Below are 20,824 nucleotides of genomic sequence, written 5' to 3' on the forward strand. Positions count from 1 at the left end.
CGTACCGGACCGCCGGGCCGCACCTGTCAGGTGCGGCCCGGCGTGGTTCATGTGGGAAATGCGGGGCGGCGGTTGATGGTTGGTGCTCTACCCACGCCCGGCGTGCGCACCGGACGCGCGCGGGGCTCGGACGTGGGGCGTCGACCGGCCCGGTGACCGTGCCCGGGGCGTCGGACCGTGGTGCGGTGATCGTGATGCGCCGCCGGATGCAAGAAGCCGGGCCGCGCCTTTCGGCGGGACCCGGCTTCGGTTATGGACGTGGGTGTTTCGATCGGGCGGTGCGGTGGGCGCGGCCCGGATTTCGGAGTTAAGGGGCGGGGCTCAGCTCAGGCCGAAGGTGCCCGGGCCGACGTTCTTGCTGTTGCGGGTGCGCAGCGCGTGTACGTATTCGCTTGGGGCGCCCGCTTTTTCGGCCCCCTCGGCGATGACACCCAGGTAGCGGGCCGAGGGTAGGCCGCCCTCGTAGGCATCGAGCACGTACAGCCAGGCCAGCACGGGTTCGGTGGCGTTGCCCTGGTTGGGGGTGACGCGGAGCCGGATCTTCTTGTGGATGCCGAAGTCCGAGCCCTCCCAGCGGTCCAGGCTGGCCTCGTCCTCACCGGGCACGTCGTACAGGACGACGAAGACCCGGGAGCCGGGCTCCTCGACCACCGTGGCGAGCGGTCCCTCCCAGCCGATGTCGTCCCCGGCGAAGGTCAGGCGCCAACCCTCCAGCCAGCCGGTTCCGTACACGGGGGAGTGCGGACAGCGCTTGAGCATCTGCTCGGGATCCATGTTGGATCCGTAGGCGGCGTAAATCGGCACCGTAGCAGCGTATCGAACAATCAGCGGCAACCACTCCCGATCCCGATCCTGGGCGGTTCGAGTGAGTTGGCCGGTTTGCTCCGGAACAGCCCCGATCGTCGTCCGGACCACCCGAAATTGTGACGAAGCTGTCTTCAGATGCGGTCGGAGGTGTCCGTACCACTGCGGATAACGTGGTGGGGGCGGCGCCGGAGATCCCGGAGCCCAGGCATGAAGCGAGGGACAATGACCCGCATTGCGATCATCGGCGGTGGCCCCGCCGGTTACGAGGCGGCACTGGTCGCGGCTCAGCACGGAGCCCCGGTAACGCTGATCGACAGTGACGGGATCGGCGGCGCGTGCGTGCTGTGGGACTGCGTGCCCTCCAAGACCTTCATCGCCTCGACCGGTGTGCGCACCGATCTGCGCCGCGCCCGCGATCTGGGCATCACCGTGCATCATTCGCAGGCCCAGGTGCGCCTGGCCGAGGTCAACTCGCGCGTCAAGGCGCTCGCGCAGGCCCAGTCCTCCGACATCAAGGTCAAGCTGCAGCAGGCGGGGGTCAAGATCATCGCCGGTTACGGCGAATTGATCGATCAGGCCCCGAATCTGGCCACCCACCTCGTCAAGGCCACTTGCGCGGACGGGCAGCAGCAGGTGATCGAGGCCGAGGTGGTGCTCATCGCCACCGGCGCGAGCCCGCGCGTGCTGCCCGGCGCCGAGCCGGACGGCGAGCGGATCCTGAACTGGCGTCAGCTCTACGACCTCAAGGAGCTGCCCGAGACCCTGGTCGTCGTCGGCTCGGGTGTGACCGGCGCCGAATTCGCCTCCGCGTACACCGAGATGGGCGTGAAGGTGAAGGCGGTCTCCAGCCGCGACCGCGTGCTGCCCAGCGAGGACGCCGACGCCGCCCTGGTGCTCGAGGAAGCCCTGGCCGAACGCGGCGTGGAGCTGGTCAAGCACGCGCGCGCCGACGCGGTCGAGCGCACGGCGGACGGCATCGTGGTGAAGCTGTCGGACGGGCGCACCGTCACCGGCAGCCACGCGCTCATGACGGTCGGCTCGGTGCCCAACACCGGCGGACTGGGCCTGGAACGGCTGGGCATCGAGCTCGGCAAGGGCGGATACCTGCGGGTGGACCGGGTGTCGCGCACCACCGCCACCGGCGTCTACGCCGCCGGCGACTGCACCGGCCTGCTGCCGCTGGCCTCGGTCGCGGCCATGCAGGGCCGCATCGCGATGTACCACGCGCTCGGCGAGGGGGTGCAGCCGATTCGCCTGAAAACCGTTGCCTCGGCTGTCTTCACGCGCCCGGAGATCGCGACCGTCGGGGTCAGCCAGACCGCCATCGACAATGGTGAGACGCCCGCGCGCACGGTCATGCTGCCGCTCAACACCAACCCGCGGGCCAAGATGTCGGGCCTGCGACGGGGTTTCGTGAAGATCTTCTGCCGTCCGGCCACCGGCGTGGTCATCGGCGGCGTGGTGGTCGCGCCGATCGCCTCGGAGCTGATCCTGCCCATCGCGCTGGCGGTGCAGAACAATCTGACGGTCAACGATCTGGCGCAGACCTTTTCGGTGTACCCCTCGTTGACAGGTTCGGTGACCGAGGCCGCGCGCCAGCTCATGCGGCACGACGATCTCGATTAACGAATGATCTTTTCCGGGCGATAACCCCTGTCGCCTTGCTCCATTTCGGTCGGTGTGATTCACTTCGCGACGGGAAGCGATCGGTCGGGCGGTCGCGAGATTGTCGGGGGGTCAACCCTTTCCGGCGTAGTGCCGGGGCGCAGCTCGCGGTCGTTCACGTCCGATCGTGCGGACGAGGGACGAAGGAACGAGCGAAAAGTGAAGCACCGCAAGCCGAACCGAATAAAGGCCAGCACCTCGCTGCCGCTGGCCGCCGCGGCCGCCGTGGTGAGCCTGTTGAGCGCCCCCGCCAACGCCGCTCCCGCCGATCCGGGAGCTGTCCCGGCGGCGCCGGTGCAGCCGGGCACAACCGACGAGAATCCCGCTCCGGAGGTCGTAGAGGTCCCGGAGCAGGCGGCCGTCGTGCCCGGGACCAAGCCGGAGAGCGTGCCGAACAACAACACCAAGCCGCAGCAGAGCCAGCCCGGCGTGACCAAGCCGGAATCGCCGGAGACCAAGAAGCCCGACGCCAAGACCGAGGACACCCAGCCCGCGGCCGTCGACCCCAAGGCCGTCCAGCCCAAGGTCGCGCAGCCGGGCGTGAGCTCGCCGCGCGTCGCCCCGCTGCCGGTGCCCGGTCAGTCCGTGCCGGTGCAGGTCGAGGTCAAGCCCGACGCTCAGCCCGGCCAGTCGACGCAACCCGGCTTGACGAATCCGGGCCAGTCCACCGTCCCTGGCCGGACCACCGAGCCCGAGACCGAACTCGTCATCGACGGCACCGAGGGCAGCGAGCCGGAGACCGTGATCAACACGCTCACCGGAGACGACGCGGTCACCCCGAAGCCGCAGTGGCAGGCCCCGGTCGTGGAGACCGCGCCCGCCGCGCCGGTCGTCGAGATGACCGGCCCGCACACCGAAATCGGCGCGAACATCGACGGCGGGGCCACCCTGCCTGGCTGGGCCGCCAATACGCACCACTTCAGCAACCTGGACGGCTACGTCGGCACCATCGGCTACACCACCCCCGGTGGTCTCGGTGAGGCCGGCGTCGCCCTCGATTTCACCGTGGGCAACCAGGTCAAGGTCACCGCGTTCGCCACCGCGAACGCGGGCGACGATCGCAAGCTCGAATTCATTCTCGACACCGCGGCGGCCAATGCCGTCAAGGCCGACACCGAGAACTTCATTCGACTGCTGCCCGGCGGTGCCACGGTCCTGGAAGCGGCGAGCCAGATTGGTAGGCTCCCGGTGGGCGATATGCCCGGGCAGACGACAGACCTCGGTGGCGTGACCACCCAGGTGGGTGGCTCGGTCCAGTACTGAGGGCGGGGTCCGGTCCGATGACGGGCCGGTGGAAGTTGTGAGTCTGCGCGTGGGGCGGTCGGAAGCGACCGCCCCACGCGTGTGTGGCGAAAGGACGGGCGATGGTTTCCGGCAAGGACGAGTCGGCGGACCCCTCCCAGCCCCTACCCGCATCCGAGGGTGCGGAGCGTGCCGAAACGGGCGGTGCGCAACCGGAATCCGGCACGTCCGGCGAATCCGAGTTCGGCCCGGCCGTCGCTGACTTCGGCGCGCCCGTCACGGGATTCGGCCCGCCGGTCACCGGGCCGAGCGCCGAGACGATCTTCGGCGCGCCGGTGTCGGAGTTCGGCGCGCCGGCCGGGGCCGATCCGGCGGCCGCGTTCGACGTCGCGCCGTCCGATCCGACCACCAAGTTCGATGCCGCGCCGTCCGATCCGACCGCGGTGTTCGGCACGCCGGTCGCGTCCGGCGACGACACCGTCTTCGGCGCTCCGGCAGCGGAATTCGGGGCCGCCACGACCGAATTCGGGCCGCCCACCGGTGAATACGCGCCGGTGTTCGGCACCGCACCGGACAGCGGTGCATCCGGCTGGACGCCCGCGCCCGCCGCGGCCGCCCCGGACCTGGCCTGGCGGCCCGCCGACGGCTCCCCGCCCACCGCGGCCGTGCCGCCGGAATACCGCGCACCCGATTCCAGCGTCGCGCCGGGCGAGCAGTGGTACGCGCAGAGTTCGGATACGCAGTACGACAACGATTTCGGCGGCAGCCCCGAGGAGACCGTGCGCCATCCGCTGGCCGATCCGCCCGCGCGCAAGGTGTCGGGGTGGGCCACCGGCGGCGGGATCAAGACCGCGCACTCGGGCCGGGAATCGGCGTGGCTGCGCAACGCCGACGCGGGCATGCCGCCCGCCGGGACGGAATCGCGGGCGCCGCAGCAGGAGTCGCTGGCCTGGGCGGATGATCCCATCGGCAAGCTGCTGACTCCGAAGAAGCCCGCGCCGCAGCAGGAGTCGCTGGCCTGGTCCGACGACCCCATCGCCAAGCGGCTCGCCCCCAAGCCCGCCGCGACACCGAAGGACGCCGAGCGCAAGGACGTGCCCTGGGCGCGGATCTCGACCATCGTCGGCGGCGTGCTCGCCGTGCTGGTCGTCGCCGGGCTCGTCGTGGTGGCCGTGACCCGCGGCGGCGGCGAGGACAACGAGCCGCTGGCCGCGCCGAGCACGACCGCGGCCGCGACCACCACGGCCACCGCCTCCACCCCCGCGCTGCCCGGCGCGCCGGTGACAGTGCCCGCCGCGCCGAGCTGTGCGAGCAAGCGCGAAGGGCCCCTGTCGATCGGCAACGGCACGGGCGGCACGTCCACCGGCCTGGACGCCATCCTGGGGTTCCAGCACGCCTTCTACATCGACCGCGACGGCGCCAAGGCCCGTTCCTTCGTGGCCGCGGACGCGCCGAACGTCTCGCCCGCCGAGGTCATCCAGACCGCGGGCATCGACCCGACCCCGGTCGGCACGATGCACTGCCTGCGCGTCTTCGCCATGGGCCCGGACGCCTACGTGGTGGACCTCACCGAGTACCGCCCCGACGGCGCGACCAACGTCTACCAGCAGTACGTGACCACGGTGACCCGCAACGGCAAACACCTGATCTACGCCATCGACCAACGCTGATCGCACGGAATCGAAAGGGCGCCCGGCCGCGTGCCGGGCGCCCTTCGTGTATGCGTTGAATATCACCATGTGGGATTGAAATTTCATATATTGGTCGCCGTGTGACACAGTGGAATTTCGCAAACCCCGGCGTTCCTCGGAGGTGTCTCATGTCCGCGATAACCCCACCGCTGTCCCGGCGGCTCGACGGCCTGCGGAGTTCGGCCATTCGTGACCTGCTCAAGCTCACCGCGCGGGCCGAGATCATCAGTTTGGCCGGGGGACTGCCGGACGCCGCGCTCATGCCGCGCGAGCGCATCGCGGTCGCGGCGGACGCGGCGCTCGCGGACAGCGCGCGACTGCAGTACACCGAATCGCCGGGGTGGGCCCCGCTGCGGGAGGTGCTCGCCGCGCGCGAGTCCGAGCGGCTGGGCCGGGCGGTGCCGGTCGACGAGGTCTTCGTGACGCACGGCTCGCAGCAGGCGCTCTCACTGCTGGCCGAGGTCCTGCTGGATCCGGGCGCGCTGGTCGTGGTCGAGGATCCGGCGTATGTCGGTGCGCTGCAGGTCTTCCGGGCCGCGGGCGCGCGTATCGCCGCCGTCCCGCTCGATGCCGAGGGCATGCGCGTGGACGCGCTGCGTGAACTGCTGGCCCGGGGCGAACGCCCGGCGGTGGTGCACACCGTGAGCAACTTCCACAACCCGGGCGGGGTCACCATGAGCCCGGCCCGGCGGGCCGAACTCGCCGAACTCGCGTCCGCACACGGCTTCTGGGTGATCGAGGACGATCCGTACGGCGAACTGTGGTTCGACAGCCCCGCGCCCGCGCCGGTGGCGACCTACTCGCCCAATGTGATTCGCCTGTCCAGCGCCTCCAAGATCCTGGCCCCGAGCCTGCGCGTGGGCTGGATGACGGCGCCGGAAAGCGTGTGCCGCGCGGTGGAACTGCTCAAGCAGGGCGCGGACCTGTGCGGTTCGGCGCTCACCCAGCAGATCGCCGCCGACCTGCTGTCCGACACCGACTGGCTTGCCGCCCACGTGAATTCGGTGCGTGAGGTGTACGGCGCCCGGGCCCGGGCCCTGGTCGGCGCGGTACGCGACACCTTCGGCGAGCGGGTGGTGGCCACCGACGCCGCCGGCGGCATGTTCGTCTGGGTCGACTTCACCGATGGCACGAACACCCAGGAGCTGCTGCCGCGCGCCCTCGAGGCGGGCGTGGCCTACGTGCCGGGCGCGGCCTTCGCGGTCGACACCGACTACAGCCACTCCATGCGCCTGTGCTTCACCACCTCGGACGCCACGGTCCTGACCGACGCGGTCGCCCGCCTGGCCCGCGCCGCGACGCCCGCCCAGGTCTGACCCCGCCCACGACTCGGCGCGTGCTCGGGACGGCCCCGCGCGCGGGACCGATGGGGTGCCGGCGCGTCCTGCTCAGGCCCAGTTGTAGGTGCGCTCCACGGCCTTGTTCCACTCGTGCAGCAGGTGCTCGCGGGTGTCCGCGCTCATGCCCGGGGTCCAGCGCTTGTCCTCGGCCCAGTTGGCGCGGACGTCCTCGGGGGAGGCCCAGTAGCCGACGGCCAGTCCGGCCGCGTAGGCCGCGCCCAGCGCGGTGGTCTCGGTGACCACGGGCCGCACCACCGGCGCGTCCAGGATGTCGGACTGGAACTGCATGAGCAGCTCGTTCGACACCATGCCGCCGTCGACCTTGAGCGTCACCTTCTCCACGTCCAGCTGCTGCGCGGCCGCGTCGGCGCGCATGGCGTCGATGACCTCCCGGGTCTGGAACGCGGTGGCCTCCAGGACCGCTCGCGCGATGTGCCCGCGATTCACGAACCGGGTCAGACCGGCGAAGACGCCGCGCGCGTCGGGCCGCCAGCGCGGCGCGAACAGGCCCGAGAACGCGGGGACGATGTACAGCCCGCCGTTGTCGGCGACCGTCTCGGCCAGCGGTTCGATCTCCTCGGCGGACCCGATCATGCCCAGGTTGTCGCGCAGCCACTGCACCAGCGAACCGGTGACCGCGATCGAACCCTCCAGCGCGTACACCGCGGGCTGCTCGCCGAGCCGGTAGCAGACCGTGGTGAGCAGGCCGTGCTCGCTGAAGACCGGGGTCTCGCCGGTGTTCATGAGCATGAAATTGCCGGTGCCGTAGGTGTTCTTGGTGTCACCGGGCGACAGGCACGCCTGCCCGAAGGTGGCGGCCTGCTGATCGCCGAGGATGCCCGCGACCGGTACGCCCGCCAGCGCGGTGCCGGTGATCTCCCCGTACACCTCCGAGGAGCTGCGAATCGCGGGCAGCATCGCCTCGGGAATGCCGAAGTCCGAGCAGATCTCCGAATCCCATTGCAGCGTGCGCAGATCCATGAGCATGGTGCGCGAGGCATTGGTGACGTCGGTGAGGTGCTCGCCGGTGAGATTCCACAGGATCCAGCTGTCGACGGTGCCGAAACACAGCTCCCCGGCCGCGGCGCGCTCGCGGGAGCCCGGCACGCGATCCAGGATCCAGCGCAGCTTGGGCCCGGCGAAATAGGTGGACAGCGGTAGGCCGGTGCGGTCGGCGTAGCGGGTGGGCCCGGCCGAGCCGCCCAGTTCCACGGTCAGCTCTGCGGTGCGGGTGTCCTGCCAGACGATGGCGCGGTGGATCGGCTTGCCGGTGGCGCGCTCCCACACCACGGTGGTCTCGCGCTGATTGGTGACGCCGACCGCGGCCACGTCGGAGGCGGTGATGCCGCACTTCTCGAGCGCCTCGGCTATGACGGATTCGGTGTTGCGCCAAATGGTTTCGGCATCGTGCTCGACCCATCCCGGTTGCGGGAAGATCTGCTCGTGCTCGCGTTGCGCGACTCCCACGATGAGTCCGTGGTGATCGAAGACGATGCACCGGCTGGAGGTCGTGCCGGAATCGATGGCGGCCACATAGCGACGCATTCGAGCAGGCTACTCGACGACGCCACGCCGATGGGGCGATGACGCGCACTCGCCGAGCGGGGCGGCCCCGCGCACGGGTTCGCGGCGGGGCGGGCCGCGAGCGCCGGACACCATGGGCACGGGTCGCACGGTCGGCGTCGCGGGTGGACTACGGTTGCTATCGAGTAGCTGTCTGGTTCGGCCGGAGCCCGATCCGGACCGAGCGTGCGACCGAGCGTCATCGATACCAATTCCACGTCGCCGGATGCGGCGCGGCCCGGAGGAGTCGAGCATGGCGAAGAACCCGCGATCACAGTTTCTCGGCCCCGAGCAGCGCGAAGCTGCCTGGGCCCGGCTGAGCAAGGACACCTTCGACGTCGTGGTGATCGGCGGCGGGGTGGTCGGCGCGGGTATCGCGCTCGACGCCGCCACCCGCGGCCTGGAGGTCGCCCTGGTGGAAGCCCGCGACCTGGCCTCGGGCACTTCCAGCCGCTCGTCGAAGATGTTCCACGGCGGTTTGCGCTACCTGGAGATGATGGAATTCGGGCTCGTACGCGAGGCCCTGCACGAGCGTGAGCTCTCGCTCTCGAGCCTGGCCCCGCACCTGGTCAAGCCGCTGCGATTCCTGTACCCGCTGAGCCACTACGGCTGGGAGCGCCCGTACGTGGCGGCCGGGCTCACCCTGTACGACACCATGGGCGGCGCGAAATCGGTTCCCGGACAGCATCATCTGACCAAGTCCGGGGCGCTGCGACTGGCGCCGGGGCTCAAGAACTCCGCGCTCACCGGCGGGCTCACCTACTACGACACGGTGGTCGACGACGCCCGGCACACCATGACGCTCTCGCGCACCGCCGCCCACTACGGCGCGGTCATCCGCACCTCCACCCAGGTCGTCGGCTTCCTGCGCGAGGCCGATCGCATCACCGGGGTCAAGGTGCACGACAGCGAGGACGGCCGGACCGCCGAGGTCAAGGCCAGCGTGGTCATCAACGCGACCGGCGTGTGGACCGACGAGATCCAGGCGCTGTCGCATCTGCGCGGCCGATTCCACGTGCGCGCGTCCAAGGGCGTGCACATCGTGGTCCCGCGCGACCGCATCGCCAGCGACACCGCGCTGATCCTGCGCACCCCGACCTCGGTGCTGTTCGTCATCCCCTGGCACAGCGACCACTGGATCATCGGCACCACCGACACCGACTGGAACCTGGACCTGGCGCATCCGGCCGCTACCAAACACGACATCGACTACCTGCTGGAGCAGGTGAACTCGGTGCTGGTCACCCCGCTCACCCACGAGGACATCACCGGCGTCTACGCGGGCCTGCGGCCGCTGCTGGCCGGCGAGAGCGATCAGACCTCCAAGCTGTCCCGCGAACATGCGGTGGCTCGCATCGCGCCCGGCCTGGTCGCCATCGCGGGCGGCAAGTACACGACCTACCGGGTGATGGCCTACGACGCGCTCGACGAAGCGGTGCAGGACATTCCGCGCAACGTGCCCTCCACCATCACCGACAAGGTGCCGCTGCTGGGCGCCGACGGGTACCACGCGCTGATGAACCAGGTGCCGCACCTGGCCGAGAAGTACGGCATCCACCCGTACCGAATCCAGCACCTGCTCAACAGGTACGGCTCGCTGATCGACGAGGTGCTGGCCCTGGCCGACGGCAAACCCGATCTGCTGCAGCCGATCACCGCCGCCCCCGGCTACCTCCAGGTCGAGGTGCTCTACGCGGTGGCCGCCGAAGCCGCCCTGCACCTGGACGACATCCTGGCCCGCCGCACCCGCATCTCCATCGAGTACGCCCACCGCGGCGCGGACTGCGCGGACCAGGTGGCCCGCCTGGCCGCACCCATCCTCGGCTGGGACGAGTCCGACATCGCCCGCGAGGTGGAGACCTACAACGCCCGCGTCACCGCCGAGATCGAGTCCCAGGCCCGCGAGGACGACGCCTCGGCCGACGCCCTGCGCGCCGCGGCCCCCGAGCCCCGCCCGCAGATCCTGGAGCCGGTCCCCGTTCCGGCGGAGAAGTAGCCCCGCCGCCGCTTGCCGGTCACGCGCCCTTGCGATCTCATCGCAGGGGCGCGCTGCCGTCTTCGGCTGATTCGGTCCGTAGTGTGGCCGATCGCCGTTCCATCGCCGAGGCGGGAAGCCCGGTCGTTTCAGGCGACCGACTCGGCGGCCGGCGGCTCATGTCGATATCGAGACGGACGCCGGTGCCGGCGAGGGCGGTGGCCGAGAGCCCGAACATTCGGTGGAAGATCTCGCTCAGGTGTGAGGATGAGGAGAAGCCCGCGTCCACGGCGCACCGGGTCAGGTCGTGTCCGGCCGAAATGCCTTCCGCGACGTGGAGCATCCGCGCCCACTGCCGGTAGCGGCGGAAGCTGGTGCCGGTGTGCTCGGCGAACAGGCGCAGGAAGTGGGCCCGCGACAAGCCAAGGGCGGCAGCGGTTTCCGTGGCGCTCGCCTCGCTCGCGGGATCTGCTCTGATCAGCTCGAGCGCGGCCGCGATCCGGGCGTCGAGTCCGCCCGGCTCCGCGCCGCCCGCGCCGTGCAGCACCCGGCCGGCGTCCAGCACCCGGTCGGTGGCGGCCGCGACGAGCTCGCGTTCGTTGTCGTGGTCGAAGCCGAACGGCCCGATCGTGCGCCGCATCCGGACGCGGCAGCGGGCGGTGCGGGTCGAGGCGGCGTCGATCAGCAGGCACAGCATCCGGCCCTCGCTCGCCTCGACCTCGTGCAGCACGCGGGCGGGAGCGAAAGCGCTGTGCGTGATGACCGCGCCGGTCTCCTTCGCGCGGAACACGAACGGCGCGTCGAGGCCGACCGCCAGGCAGGCGACGGAGGTGGAATGCGGGTCGATCCGCAGCGCCGGCCCCAGATAGCCGACGTGGTCCGGTCGAATCCAGATCACCGGCGCGGGCTCGCGTATGAGGTCGTGCACCGGAGCACCGGCCGGTCGATGGCACGTTTCTGAAAGTGCTGACCCGCCCATGCCTGCGAGGCTACCTGCGCGGCGGTTCGAGATACCGGGCGGCGCAACGATGATCGACGATTCGACGGGTGAACTCATGACTTCGGACGAACAGCGGACGGCGGCGATGGGGCCACCGTCCGCCCCACCCGATTCCGCGGCGATCCGGGCCACCGGGCGGCGTAGCGGACACGACTATTCGACGGGTGGATACCTGGCACCGGGCAACCAGCGCACAGCGACGGTCGATCCGCCGTCCGCCCCAGCAGATTCCGCGTCGATACGGCAGCGCTTGGTCGCGGGGGTCGGCGCGTTGACGGCGCTGGACCGGCGCACCGGATCGGTGGGTGAACGGCAGTCCGCGCAGTGGATCGCGGGGCAACTGCGCGAGATCGGCGCGACCGACATCGAGATCTCGACGTTCCGCACGCAAACCTCATGGGCGCAGGTGCATCTCGCGTACACCGCCGCCGCGCTCGCGCTGGGGACGCGATCGGGCGCGGCGGCCAGGGTCGCGAACGCGGGCGTCGCGCTGTCGTACGAGTTGGAGGTGAGCGGCCGCACGCAGTGGCTGCGCCGGTTTCTGCCCGCGCGCCACGGTGTTTCGGTCTCGGCCCGGATAGCGGCCGCCGGGGTTCCGCGTCGCACGCTGGTCCTGGTCGCGCACCACGACGCCGCGCACAACGGCATGGTGTGGCATCCGCGCACCGTGGCCGCGAACCGCAGCCGCTCCGCCCGGACCGGACGCGCCGTCCCGAGTCACGCCCTCGTGCTGGGGGCGATGGCGGCTACGGCGGTGCCCGCGAAGGGGATTCGGCGGGCGGCGCGGGCCCTGCTCATCGTGGCCGGTGGGGCGATGATCCAGTCGATGCGGACGTACACCACGCCCGGCGCGAACGACAACGCCACGGGGGTAGTCGCGGTACTCGAACTCGCTCGCAGGCTGCGCGCGGCCCCGTTCCCCGACACCGATGTCGTGGTGCTGTTTCCCGGAGGGGAGGAAGCAGGAAACCTCGGCATGGTCGCCTGGATGAAACAGGCGCGGGCCGCGCTCGAGCCGGAAAAGACCCTCGTGGTCAACCTCGACTCGCTCGGCAGCGGAGGGCATCTCGTCGTTGCTCGACGGGAGGGCCTGACCGGCCGGTTCGCCGCCAGGGACGTGGCCGCCGCGCACAAGGCCGCCGCGCACGCGGGCATCGAACTGCGCGCGGTCACCTTCCCCAACGTGTGCGACACCAGTATCGCCAGGCACGCGGGGATGCGGGCCATCTCGCTGCTGTCCTACGCGGACGGGTGGATCAGCAACCTGCATCTGCGATCGGACACGCTCGAGAATGTCGCCTGGGAGACCGTCGAGGACGCGATCACGCTCACCGAACGCCTGGCAGCCGGATGGAACGACGGAAGTATCGATGATGACTGAACGCGGGCGTGCGCGCACCGGAGTCGCGGTGTACGGCGCGAACGGCTACACCGGCAGGCTCATCACCCGAGAACTGCTGGCGATGGGGCACGAGGTGACCGTCGCGGGCCGATCCGTCGAGCCGCTGCGGTCGCTGGCGGCCGAGTGCGGGGGCGGGGTGCGGCGGGCCGTCGTCACCCTCGACGATCACGCGGGCCTGCTCGCCCTGGCTGCGAGCGTGCGCACCGTCGTGAACGCGGCGGGCCCGTTCTCGCGAACCTGCGCGCCGGTCGCGCGCGCCGCGGTGGCGGCGGGCGCCCACTACGTCGACATATCAGGCGAACAGCACGCCATCCGAGCGCTTTTCGACAACCACGGTCCGGACGCGATCGCGAACGGCGTCGCGCTGCTGCCCGCCTCGGCCTACTACGCGACCCTCTGCGACCTCCTGGTCGGACTGACCGCGGGGGAGTCGGGGCCGATCGACGACCTCGACATCGCCTATCACGTCCGGGGCTGGGTACCGAGTGGAGCGGCCTTCGTGAACCGGCTCGAGGGCATCGGACAGCCGATGATCCAGTACGACAACGGATTCGTGGACGTTGTGCGCCCACCGGCGACCCGCACGGTGAGCTTCGGCCCGCAAGCGCGCCCTCGCCGGGTGACCATGTACCCCGCACCCGAGGTGCTCACGATTCCCCGGCACGTCGACGCGGCCCGCATACGCACGTCGATGACGACCTCGACCCTGATCCGAAAACCACTGGGACGCTTGGTTCCCTACATCAGCGCCGTAGCCGCGGCGGTGCGAGATACACCGGCCGCCGGGCCGACCGAGCGGCTCCTCGCCCTGGGCGCGACCGGCTCATCGATCCGGGTGCACGACGATCCGAGCAGCTTCGACCTCGTCGCCGTGCTGCACGGCCGCGACGGCACTCGCACGGCGACCCTGTCCGGACCGGGAATATTCGACATCACCGGCCCCATCGCCGCCCGGATCGCGGCCCGCACGCTCGCCGCGGATTTCGGCCGTTCCGGTCCCCTCGCGGCGTCCGAGGTCCTGGACCCCCGCGAGTTTCTCGACGGCCTTCGCGATCGCGGTGTCACGTACCGCATCTCGCCCGCGGACGGAGTCGGGGACGGCTCGGGTGGCCGGTCGGTCGCGGCGCCGGCTAATCCTTGATCAGGCACTGCGAGAGCAGCGGCAATCCCAGCGCTTCCGGCAGGCGGCAGGTCAGCAACTGGGCGACGAACCCGATCGGCAGGTCGAGACCGGCGCTGCCGATCGGGCCGCCGAAGTTGCCGGGCAGCAGAATTCCGAGACTGCCGGTGGACGCGCTGCCGCTGCTGCCGGATTGATCGGCAACCGGGAGCGGTGACTCCACCGGAGCGGCGGCCGCGGTATTCGCGCCGTAGGTGAGGGCGACGACCGCCAACGCGGCTGCGAGAGAAGCTCTTTTGACCATCCCCGCACCGTAGTTGAAACACACGTGTTCCCAATTCGGATCGCGTGCCCCCGGAACCGGGGGCTTCCGGTCGGATTCTGCTCACCGGACGCGGGAACCGCTGCTGCCCGGTCGTTTCGCCTCGATCCGCCGTCGCCGCCGCGGCGGATCGACGGTGTGGCCGATCAGGTGGGCGGGGGTGTGCAGCGGGGGCAGAAATAGATGCCGCGGTCGGCTCGGGAGAGGGTGGGATCGTCGGCCAGGAGGTGGACGACGATGCCGGTCCCGCAGCGGCGGCAGGGTTGGCGTTGGCGGCCGTAGACCAGGACCTGGCGGGGTGGGGATGTCACCGCCTGCAGGAGGATTCGGTGGGACTCCTCGACCAGGGCGGTCAGGTCGTCGATCGCGCCGACGGGGGTCGCCGGGTGGATCCGGCGGAGGTAGCAGGTCTCGCTGCGGTAGATGTTGCCGATGCCCGCCAGGTTCGTCTGGTCCAGCAGGGCCAGGCCGATCGGGCGGTCGGGGCGCGCGGTGAGACGGCGGACCGCCTCGGCCGCATCCCAATTCGGGCCGAGCAGGTCGGGGCCGAGGTGGTCCACGGCGGTGTGTTCGTCCCTGCGGGGCAGCACCCGCACCAGGCCGAGGGAGAACCCCACGGCCTCCGCGTCCGCGGTGCCCAGGATCACGCGGGCGGTGAAACCCGGCTTGGTCCAGCGCTGTCCGGGTTCGTACACGCGCCACACGCCCTCCATCTTGAGGTGGGTGTGGATGCTCAGCTCGGGGGTACGGACGAACAGGTGCTTGCCGTAGCTGCCGACACTCTCCACCGGCTGCCCGCGCAGATCGAGCGTCGCGTACCGCGGCACCCGGAAGTCGCTGCGCGTCAGCGTATTCCCGTCCAGCGCCTTCCGCAGTCGCGCGGCGGCCAGGTACACGGTGTCACCCTCGGGCACGGTGACCCCCGGTCGTCCGCCCGGGTCGCCGAAGGCTCACGGGCGGCTACGCAATCGGAAACCCTTGGGGGTGGCGGCGAAACCGGCGTGGGTCAGGAAATCGGCGAAGGTGTTGCCGTGCACCGACTCACCGTCCACGCGGTCGATGACGAGGGAGTCGACGCGGCGGCCGGTGACCAGGGCGGCGAGTTCCGCCGCCCCGGCGGCACGGACGGCGGGGTCCTCGGTGAAGGTGAGCAGCGTCTTCCCGCCGCGCTCGAGGTAGAGCGCGAGCTCGCCCTCGACCAGCACGACCAGGGCGCCCGCCTTGCGGCCCGGACGGTGACCCGCGCCTTCGGCGGCCGATTTGGGCCAGGGCAGCGCCGCGCCGTAGGGATTGGCCGGATCGCAGGCGGCGAGCACGAGCGCCCGGCCCGCCGGCTCCCCGTCGCCGGGGGTGCGCGTGCGGTCGGTGTCGAAGGAGCGCAGGCGATCCACCACATCGGTGGTCGAGAACTGCGCGCCCCCCAGCGAATCCACGAAGTATCCACGCCGGCAGCGCCCGCGATCCTCGAACTCGGTGAGCACCCGGTACATCAGAGCGAACCCGCCGGTTACACCCTCGCTCTGCACCGACCCGCGCGTCAGCACGCCGTAGCGCTCGAGCAGGATATCGGCCGTCGCGTGGGCGCGGATCGTATTGTCCGACACCCGATCCGGCAGCAGCGACCAGCGCCCGGCGGTGTTCGGCGGGCTGGTCCGCGCGGGAACCCCGGTGCGCGGCAGATACATTCGCCCCCGGGGCGCGCGGCGCGGGGTGCGATGCGCGGTGGTGGTGCGCGTGGTGCCGGACAGCATGGCGCGCACCGGCGCGAAGGTATCCCCGGCCACGTACCCGGCCCACACCAGCTCCCACAGCGCCGACACCACCGCCGACTCGGACTCGATTCCGGACGCCTCCATCAACTGCCGGAAGAAGTACGCACCGCCGCCGCTCGGCGAAACCACCTGACCGCCCGCCGCCGAAGCGCCGCCGATCACGGTGGCCCCCAACGCCATCAGCAGGCTGATCTGCGTCTCGCCGAGATCGATGTCGTCCGGCGGGGGCAGGGTCAGGCCCGCCTGCTCGGCCGGATGCAACGCGATCCAGCCGTCCTTTGCGGTGATCGACCCGTGCCCCGACCACAGCACCTCGCCGGTGGCCATGAGCTCGTCGAGCATGGCGGGGGAGTAGTCCCGCACCCGGGCGGGCAGGATCAGCGACTCCCAGGCCGACGCCGGGATCGGCACGCCCGCAAGCTGTTCCACCACCGCCGCCACGCCGTCCACCCCGCGCAGCTCGCCGGTGCCGATGTGCTGCCAGGCGGGCAGGAACCGGCCGAGCGCGGCGGTCGTGACCGGCTCCACCTCCTTGCGGGCCGCGGCCAGCGACCGGCGGCGCAGGCGGCGCAGCACCTCGCTGTCGCACCATTCCGTCCCGGTCGCCCCGGGCGTGAATTCGCCCTCCACCAGCCGCTTCTCGGCGTGCAGCCGGTGCAGCGCGGTCGCGGCCACGGCGGTGCCGAGCCCGAAGCGGTGGGCGGCCGCGGCCACAGTGAAGGGTCCGTGTGTGCGGGCGTAGCGCCCGAGCAGATCGCCGAGCGGATCGGCGACCGGTTCGATGAACGCGGCCGGAACGCCGATGGGCAGCGGCACGCCCAGCGCGTCGCGCAGGCGCGCGGCATCCTCGATGGCGACCCACCACGTCGATCCCGCGAACGAGACCTCCAGCGCCCGATGGGCTTTCACCAGCTCGCCGAACCACGGCCGCGGATCGTCCGTACTGCGGTCGGCCGCCTCGGCGGCGGTCACCGGCCCCAGCAGGCGCAGCAGGTCGGCGAGTCCCTCCATGTCCCGCGCCTGCCGCTCCGGGGTGAGCCGCTGCAGTTCCCGCTCGGTCAGGGCCAGCACCTCGGGATCGAGCAGCTCGCGCAGCTCGACCCGGCCCAGCAGCTCGGCCAGCAGACTCGAATCCAGCGACAGCGCCGCCGCCCGCCGCTCGGCCAGCGGACTGTCGCCCTCGTACAGGAACTGCCCGACGTATTCGAACAGCAGCGAATTCGCGAACGGCGAGGGCGTCGCGGTCTCGACCTCGATCAGCCGCAGTTGCCTGCGGGCCAAGCGGCCCAGCAGATCTCGCAGCGACGGCAGGTCGTACACGTCCTGCAGGCATTCGCGCACGGTCTCGAGCAGCATCGGGAAATCCGGGAACTTGCGTGCCACATCGAGCAGCTGCGCCGACCGCTGGCGCTGCTGCCACAGCGGCGCGCGCCGGCCCGGATCGCGCCGGGGCAGCAGCAGCGCCCGCGCCGAACACTCCCGGAACCGCGAGGCGAACAGCGCCGACCCGCCGACCTGCTCGGTCACCAGGTCGTCGATCTCGTCCGGCTCGAACACGAACAACTCCGCACCCGGCGGCTCGTCGGTGGTGTCCGGCAACCGCACCACGATGCCGTCGTCGGACGCGGTCGGCGCGGCATCGACCCCGAACCGTTCGCGCAGTCGCGCCCCCACCGCCAGCGCCCACGGCGCGTGCACCGGCATCCCGTACGGCGAGTGCAACACCACCCGCCAGTCACCCAGCTCGTCCCGGAACCGCTCGACCACCAGGGTCTTGTCGGTGGGCAGTTGCCCGGTCGCCTCCCGCTGCTCGGCCAGCAGCGCGACGAGATTCCCCGTCGCGTTGGCGTCCAGCCCCGCCGTGGCGGCGACCCGCTCCAGTTCGGTGACCGGCGCGCTGTCCGCCTCCTTGCCCGCGGCCTTCTTCGAGCGTGCGCCGCGAGGCTTCGCGCCTCGGGGATCGGTGGTATCGGGCACGCCCGCCGAACCCGTGTCGAGCCCGGCCGCCCCGGCGGCCGGCCCGTGGGCGTCGCGAGTCTCCGAGTCCCGCGGTTCGCCGCCGGTCGCATCCGCCGCATCCGCGCCGAGCGTGGATGCGGGCGGACTCGTGGCCTTCTTCCCGCGCGGGCCGCGGGGTTTCGAGTCCTGGGCCGCGGCGGCATCGGTCGCGCCCGTCGCGCTCTCGCTGAACTCCGCCATCGCGGTGGCGAGGGGGACGGGCGTCGCGGGCTCCCGCCGCCGATCCACGGACCCGTCGAGCCCGGCGCGCGAATCGGTGTGCTGTTCCACGGCCTTGCCCGCCGTGCGCACGAATTCGCCCAGGGCCGCGCCCAACTCGGCCGGGCGGCCGAGGGAATCGCCGTGCCAGAACGGTAGCCGGCCCGGCAGGCCGAAGGCCGGGGTGACCAGGACGCGGTCGAAGGTGATCTCCTCGATGCGCCAGCTGGTCGCGCCGAGCGCGAACACGTCGCCCACGCGGGACTCGTAGACCATCTCCTCGTCGAGTTCGCCCACGCGCGAAGCCTTCTCGCCGACCATGAAGACCGGGAACAGACCGCGGTCGGGGATCGCGCCGCCGGAGGTGACCGCCAGGCGCTGCGCACCCGGCCGCCCGGTGAGCGTGCCCGCGTCGCGATCCCACACGATGCGCGGGCGCAGTTCGGCGAATTCGTCCGAGGGATAGCGCCCCGCGAGCAGATCCAGCACCGAGTCGAACGCCGAACGGGGAAGGGCCGCATAGCTGCCCGTGCTGCGCACCGTCTCGAACCAGGTCTCGGCGTCGATCGGCTCCAGCGCGCACGCCGCCACCGTCTGCTGCGCCAGGATGTCCAGGGGATGCGCCGGAATGCGCAGCCGCTCGATCTGCCCGGTGATCATCCGCTGGGCGGCCACCGCGCAGTGCACGACATCGGTGCGATGCTTGGGAAAGAGCACACCGCGCGAGATCTCACCCACCTGGTGCCCGGCGCGACCCACCCGCTGCAACCCGCTGGCGACCGACGGCGGGGCCTCCACCTGCACCACCAATTCGACCGCGCCCATATCGATTCCGAGCTCCAGGCTGCTGGTCGCCACCACGCAGCGCAGCCGCCCGCTCTTGAGATCGTCCTCGATGATGGCGCGCTGTTCCTTGCTCACCGACCCGTGATGCGCCCGCGCCAGCAGCGGCGCGGCGCCGTGGATCACCTCGGTGGAGGGACCCAGCTGTGCGGGCGGCGCGTGCTCGGTCTCCACCGGCTCGCCGAGCCTGCCCGCGTACTCCTCGTTCAGGCGCGCGGTGAGCCGCTCGGCCAGCCGCCGCGAATTCGCGAACACGATCGAGGACCGGTGCTCGAGCACCAGATCCACGATGGCCTCGTCCACGTGCGGCCAGATCGACCCCGGCTGCCCCGAATCCGCCCCGCCCGCATCGGGTTCGGTCATGTCCGCCACCGGCACCCGCACCGACAGATCGAAGGTCTTGGGCGCGGGCGGATTCACGATGGTGATGGGCGCGGCCCCCACCAGGAACCGGCCCACCTCCTCGGGCGGCCGCACCGTCGCCGACAGGCCGATGCGCTGGGCGGGGCGCTCGGTCAGCCCGTCCAGCCGGGCCAGGGAAAGCGCCAGGTGCGCACCGCGTTTGGAGCCGGCGATGGCGTGCACCTCGTCCACGATGACCGTGTGCACCCCGCTCAGCGCCTCCCGCGACGCCGAGGTGAGCATGAGAAACAGCGATTCGGGCGTGGTGATGAGAATGTCGGGCGGCGTGCGCTGCATGAGCCGGCGCGCTGCGGGCGTGGTGTCCCCGGACCGCACGCCCACGCTGATCTCCGGCGCGGGCAGCCCCAGCCGCTTCGCCGTCTGGGTGATACCCACCAGCGGCGCGCGCAGATTGCGCTCGACGTCCACCGCGAGCGCCTTCAGCGGCGAGATGTAGAGCACCGAGGTCGTGCGCCGGGGCGCCTCCTCGGCCTTCGCGCCCCGCTTGGCCTTGGCCGGCGCGGGCGGCTCCGGGGGCCGGGTGGCCAGCCTGTCGATCGCCCACAGGAACGCGGACAGCGTTTTGCCGGAGCCGGTGGGCGCGATGACCAGCGTGTGCTCACCCGCGGCGATGGCCTGCCAGGCCCCCAGCTGGGCGGACGTCGGCGCGGGAAAGGCGCCGTCGAACCACTGCCGGGTCGCGGGAGAGAACCGATCCATGGCCCCCAGTCTGCACCCCCGCACCGACAGTCCGGCGCGACCGCGCAGGTCCCCCCGGTGACGGCGGGGAAACCGGACGGTCGAGCCGAGCGAAGGGCGGGCAATCGGATTACGCCCGCCGACCCCACGCGTACGCTTCCAACCGTGCAGAAGGTGCTTCGACTCGATTTGGTCAGTCACGGAATGACCGAGGCGATGCGAAAGGCACGATTCCCGGTCGACGAACCACTCACCGAAGCCGGCCGCCGCGCGGTGTCCGCCGCGGGCCGCATGCACGACGCCCGCGTGCTCACCGCCCCCGAACGCCGCACCGTCGAAACCGCCGCGCTCATGGGCCTGCTGGGCGCCGAGGACGACCGATTACGCGACCTCGACGCCGGAGCCTGGCGCGGCGGCGAGCTCATGTCGGTCCCCAAGGAGGACCTGTACCTGTGGCTGACCGACCCGAGCTATCGCGGGCACGGCGGCGAATCGGTGGTCGACGTGATCGAGCGCACCGGCGAATGGCTGGCCGACATCGCCGCCGAGGGCGAACCCACGATCGCGATCACCCACCCCGCGGTCGTGCGCGCCGCGCTGCTGGTCACCCTGGACGCGCCCGCGAAGTCGTTCTGGCGCATAGACGTTCCGCCGGTGAACATCACCAGCCTGCACTACCGCGGGGAATGGACCCTGCACTTCCGGCCCTGAGCCGCCCGCCCCGGCGCGACGCTGGGCGCCCGCTCGCCACACCGGCGCAACCC

The 20,824-nt window shown here is 71.4% G+C and carries 14 protein-coding genes; 8 read left to right on the forward strand and 6 right to left on the reverse strand.

All coding sequences use genetic code 11. From position 1 onward, the window contains the following. Positions 1-321: 321 nt before the first annotated feature. Positions 322-804, reverse strand: a complete 483-nt coding sequence (locus ABZ319_RS32750; protein ID WP_354990412.1) for a gamma-glutamylcyclotransferase — start codon at positions 802-804, stop codon at positions 322-324. Between the two features lie 225 nt (positions 805-1,029). Here ABZ319_RS32750 and ABZ319_RS32755 point away from each other — a divergent pair, with 225 nt between their 5' ends. The 4 genes from ABZ319_RS32755 to ABZ319_RS32770 all read left to right on the forward strand — a co-directional run bounded on the left by ABZ319_RS32755 (position 1,030) and on the right by ABZ319_RS32770 (position 6,721). Beyond that, positions 1,030-2,433: an NAD(P)H-quinone dehydrogenase gene (locus tag ABZ319_RS32755; protein ID WP_354990413.1), complete on the forward strand. Its 1,404-nt coding sequence runs from the start codon at positions 1,030-1,032 to the stop codon at positions 2,431-2,433. A gap of 198 nt (positions 2,434-2,631) precedes the next feature. Beyond that, on the forward strand, positions 2,632-3,735 hold the full coding sequence (locus tag ABZ319_RS32760) for a hypothetical protein (protein WP_354990414.1): 1,104 nt from the start codon (positions 2,632-2,634) through the stop codon (positions 3,733-3,735). 101 nt (positions 3,736-3,836) lie between these two features. Continuing rightward, positions 3,837-5,384: a hypothetical protein gene (locus tag ABZ319_RS32765; protein WP_354990415.1), complete on the forward strand. Its 1,548-nt coding sequence runs from the start codon at positions 3,837-3,839 to the stop codon at positions 5,382-5,384. Between the two features lie 149 nt (positions 5,385-5,533). Beyond that, complete coding sequence (locus ABZ319_RS32770) at positions 5,534-6,721, forward strand: PLP-dependent aminotransferase family protein (protein WP_354990416.1); 1,188 nt, start codon at positions 5,534-5,536, stop codon at positions 6,719-6,721. A 72-nt stretch (positions 6,722-6,793) separates the two neighbouring features. Here the strand turns inward: ABZ319_RS32770 and glpK are convergent, their stop codons facing one another. Further along, the gene (gene glpK, locus ABZ319_RS32775; RefSeq protein WP_354990417.1) at positions 6,794-8,290 is read right to left on the reverse strand and encodes a glycerol kinase GlpK; all 1,497 of its coding nucleotides are present in this window, start codon (positions 8,288-8,290) and stop codon (positions 6,794-6,796) included. Positions 8,291-8,561: 271 nt separating this feature from the next. On the opposite strand from glpK, the gene glpD reads away from it, so the two are divergent. Beyond that, positions 8,562-10,304 (forward strand): glycerol-3-phosphate dehydrogenase, encoded by a 1,743-nt coding sequence (gene glpD / locus ABZ319_RS32780; protein WP_354990418.1) that lies wholly within the window; start codon positions 8,562-8,564, stop codon positions 10,302-10,304. A 37-nt stretch (positions 10,305-10,341) separates the two neighbouring features. On the opposite strand, the gene ABZ319_RS32785 is transcribed toward glpD, so the two are convergent. Beyond that, on the reverse strand, positions 10,342-11,415 hold the full coding sequence (locus tag ABZ319_RS32785) for a helix-turn-helix domain-containing protein (RefSeq protein WP_354990419.1): 1,074 nt from the start codon (positions 11,413-11,415) through the stop codon (positions 10,342-10,344). Between the two features lie 118 nt (positions 11,416-11,533). Here ABZ319_RS32785 and ABZ319_RS32790 point away from each other — a divergent pair, with 118 nt between their 5' ends. Both ABZ319_RS32790 and ABZ319_RS32795 read left to right on the forward strand, forming a co-directional pair. Next, entirely contained in the window at positions 11,534-12,664 is a 1,131-nt protein-coding gene (locus ABZ319_RS32790; protein ID WP_354990420.1) for a M28 family peptidase, read from the forward strand. Next, entirely contained in the window at positions 12,654-13,826 is a 1,173-nt protein-coding gene (locus ABZ319_RS32795) for a saccharopine dehydrogenase NADP-binding domain-containing protein (protein ID WP_354990421.1), read from the forward strand. The genes ABZ319_RS32790 and ABZ319_RS32795 overlap by 11 nt, the downstream gene beginning before the upstream one ends. Here the strand turns inward: ABZ319_RS32795 and ABZ319_RS32800 are convergent. The 3 genes from ABZ319_RS32800 to ABZ319_RS32810 form a co-directional block, all read right to left on the reverse strand. Then, positions 13,816-14,109, reverse strand: coding sequence for a hypothetical protein (locus tag ABZ319_RS32800; RefSeq protein WP_354990422.1), 294 nt, complete (start codon positions 14,107-14,109; stop codon positions 13,816-13,818). The genes ABZ319_RS32795 and ABZ319_RS32800 overlap by 11 nt on opposite strands. Before the next feature lie 164 nt (positions 14,110-14,273). Further along, positions 14,274-15,041: a DNA-formamidopyrimidine glycosylase family protein gene (locus ABZ319_RS32805; RefSeq protein WP_354990423.1), complete on the reverse strand. Its 768-nt coding sequence runs from the start codon at positions 15,039-15,041 to the stop codon at positions 14,274-14,276. A gap of 36 nt (positions 15,042-15,077) precedes the next feature. Further along, complete coding sequence (locus ABZ319_RS32810) at positions 15,078-20,081, reverse strand: DEAD/DEAH box helicase (RefSeq protein WP_354990424.1); 5,004 nt, start codon at positions 20,079-20,081, stop codon at positions 15,078-15,080. Positions 20,082-20,225: 144 nt separating this feature from the next. Between ABZ319_RS32810 and ABZ319_RS32815 the strand changes: the two genes are divergently transcribed. Next, a complete protein-coding gene (locus ABZ319_RS32815; protein ID WP_354990425.1) occupies positions 20,226-20,771 on the forward strand; it encodes a histidine phosphatase family protein in 546 nt (181 codons plus the stop codon). Positions 20,772-20,824 lie beyond the last annotated feature (53 nt).

This window comes from Nocardia sp. NPDC005978, assembly GCF_040614455.1.
Lineage (GTDB): Bacteria > Actinomycetota > Actinomycetes > Mycobacteriales > Mycobacteriaceae > Nocardia.

Bases quoted from the DNA above. Each gene is read 5' to 3' on its own strand.
- ABZ319_RS32755 (WP_354990413.1), top strand. From the start codon at position 1,030: ATGACCCGCATTGCGATCATCGGCGGTGGCCCCGCCGGTTACGAGGCG.
- ABZ319_RS32765 (WP_354990415.1), top strand. From the start codon at position 3,837: ATGGTTTCCGGCAAGGACGAGTCGGCGGACCCCTCCCAGCCCCTACCC.
- ABZ319_RS32770 (WP_354990416.1), top strand. From the start codon at position 5,534: ATGTCCGCGATAACCCCACCGCTGTCCCGGCGGCTCGACGGCCTGCGG.
- glpK (WP_354990417.1), bottom strand. From the start codon at position 8,290: ATGCGTCGCTATGTGGCCGCCATCGATTCCGGCACGACCTCCAGCCGG.
- glpD (WP_354990418.1), top strand. From the start codon at position 8,562: ATGGCGAAGAACCCGCGATCACAGTTTCTCGGCCCCGAGCAGCGCGAA.
- ABZ319_RS32795 (WP_354990421.1), top strand. From the start codon at position 12,654: ATGATGACTGAACGCGGGCGTGCGCGCACCGGAGTCGCGGTGTACGGC.
- ABZ319_RS32800 (WP_354990422.1), bottom strand. From the start codon at position 14,109: ATGGTCAAAAGAGCTTCTCTCGCAGCCGCGTTGGCGGTCGTCGCCCTC.
- ABZ319_RS32810 (WP_354990424.1), bottom strand. From the start codon at position 20,081: ATGGATCGGTTCTCTCCCGCGACCCGGCAGTGGTTCGACGGCGCCTTT.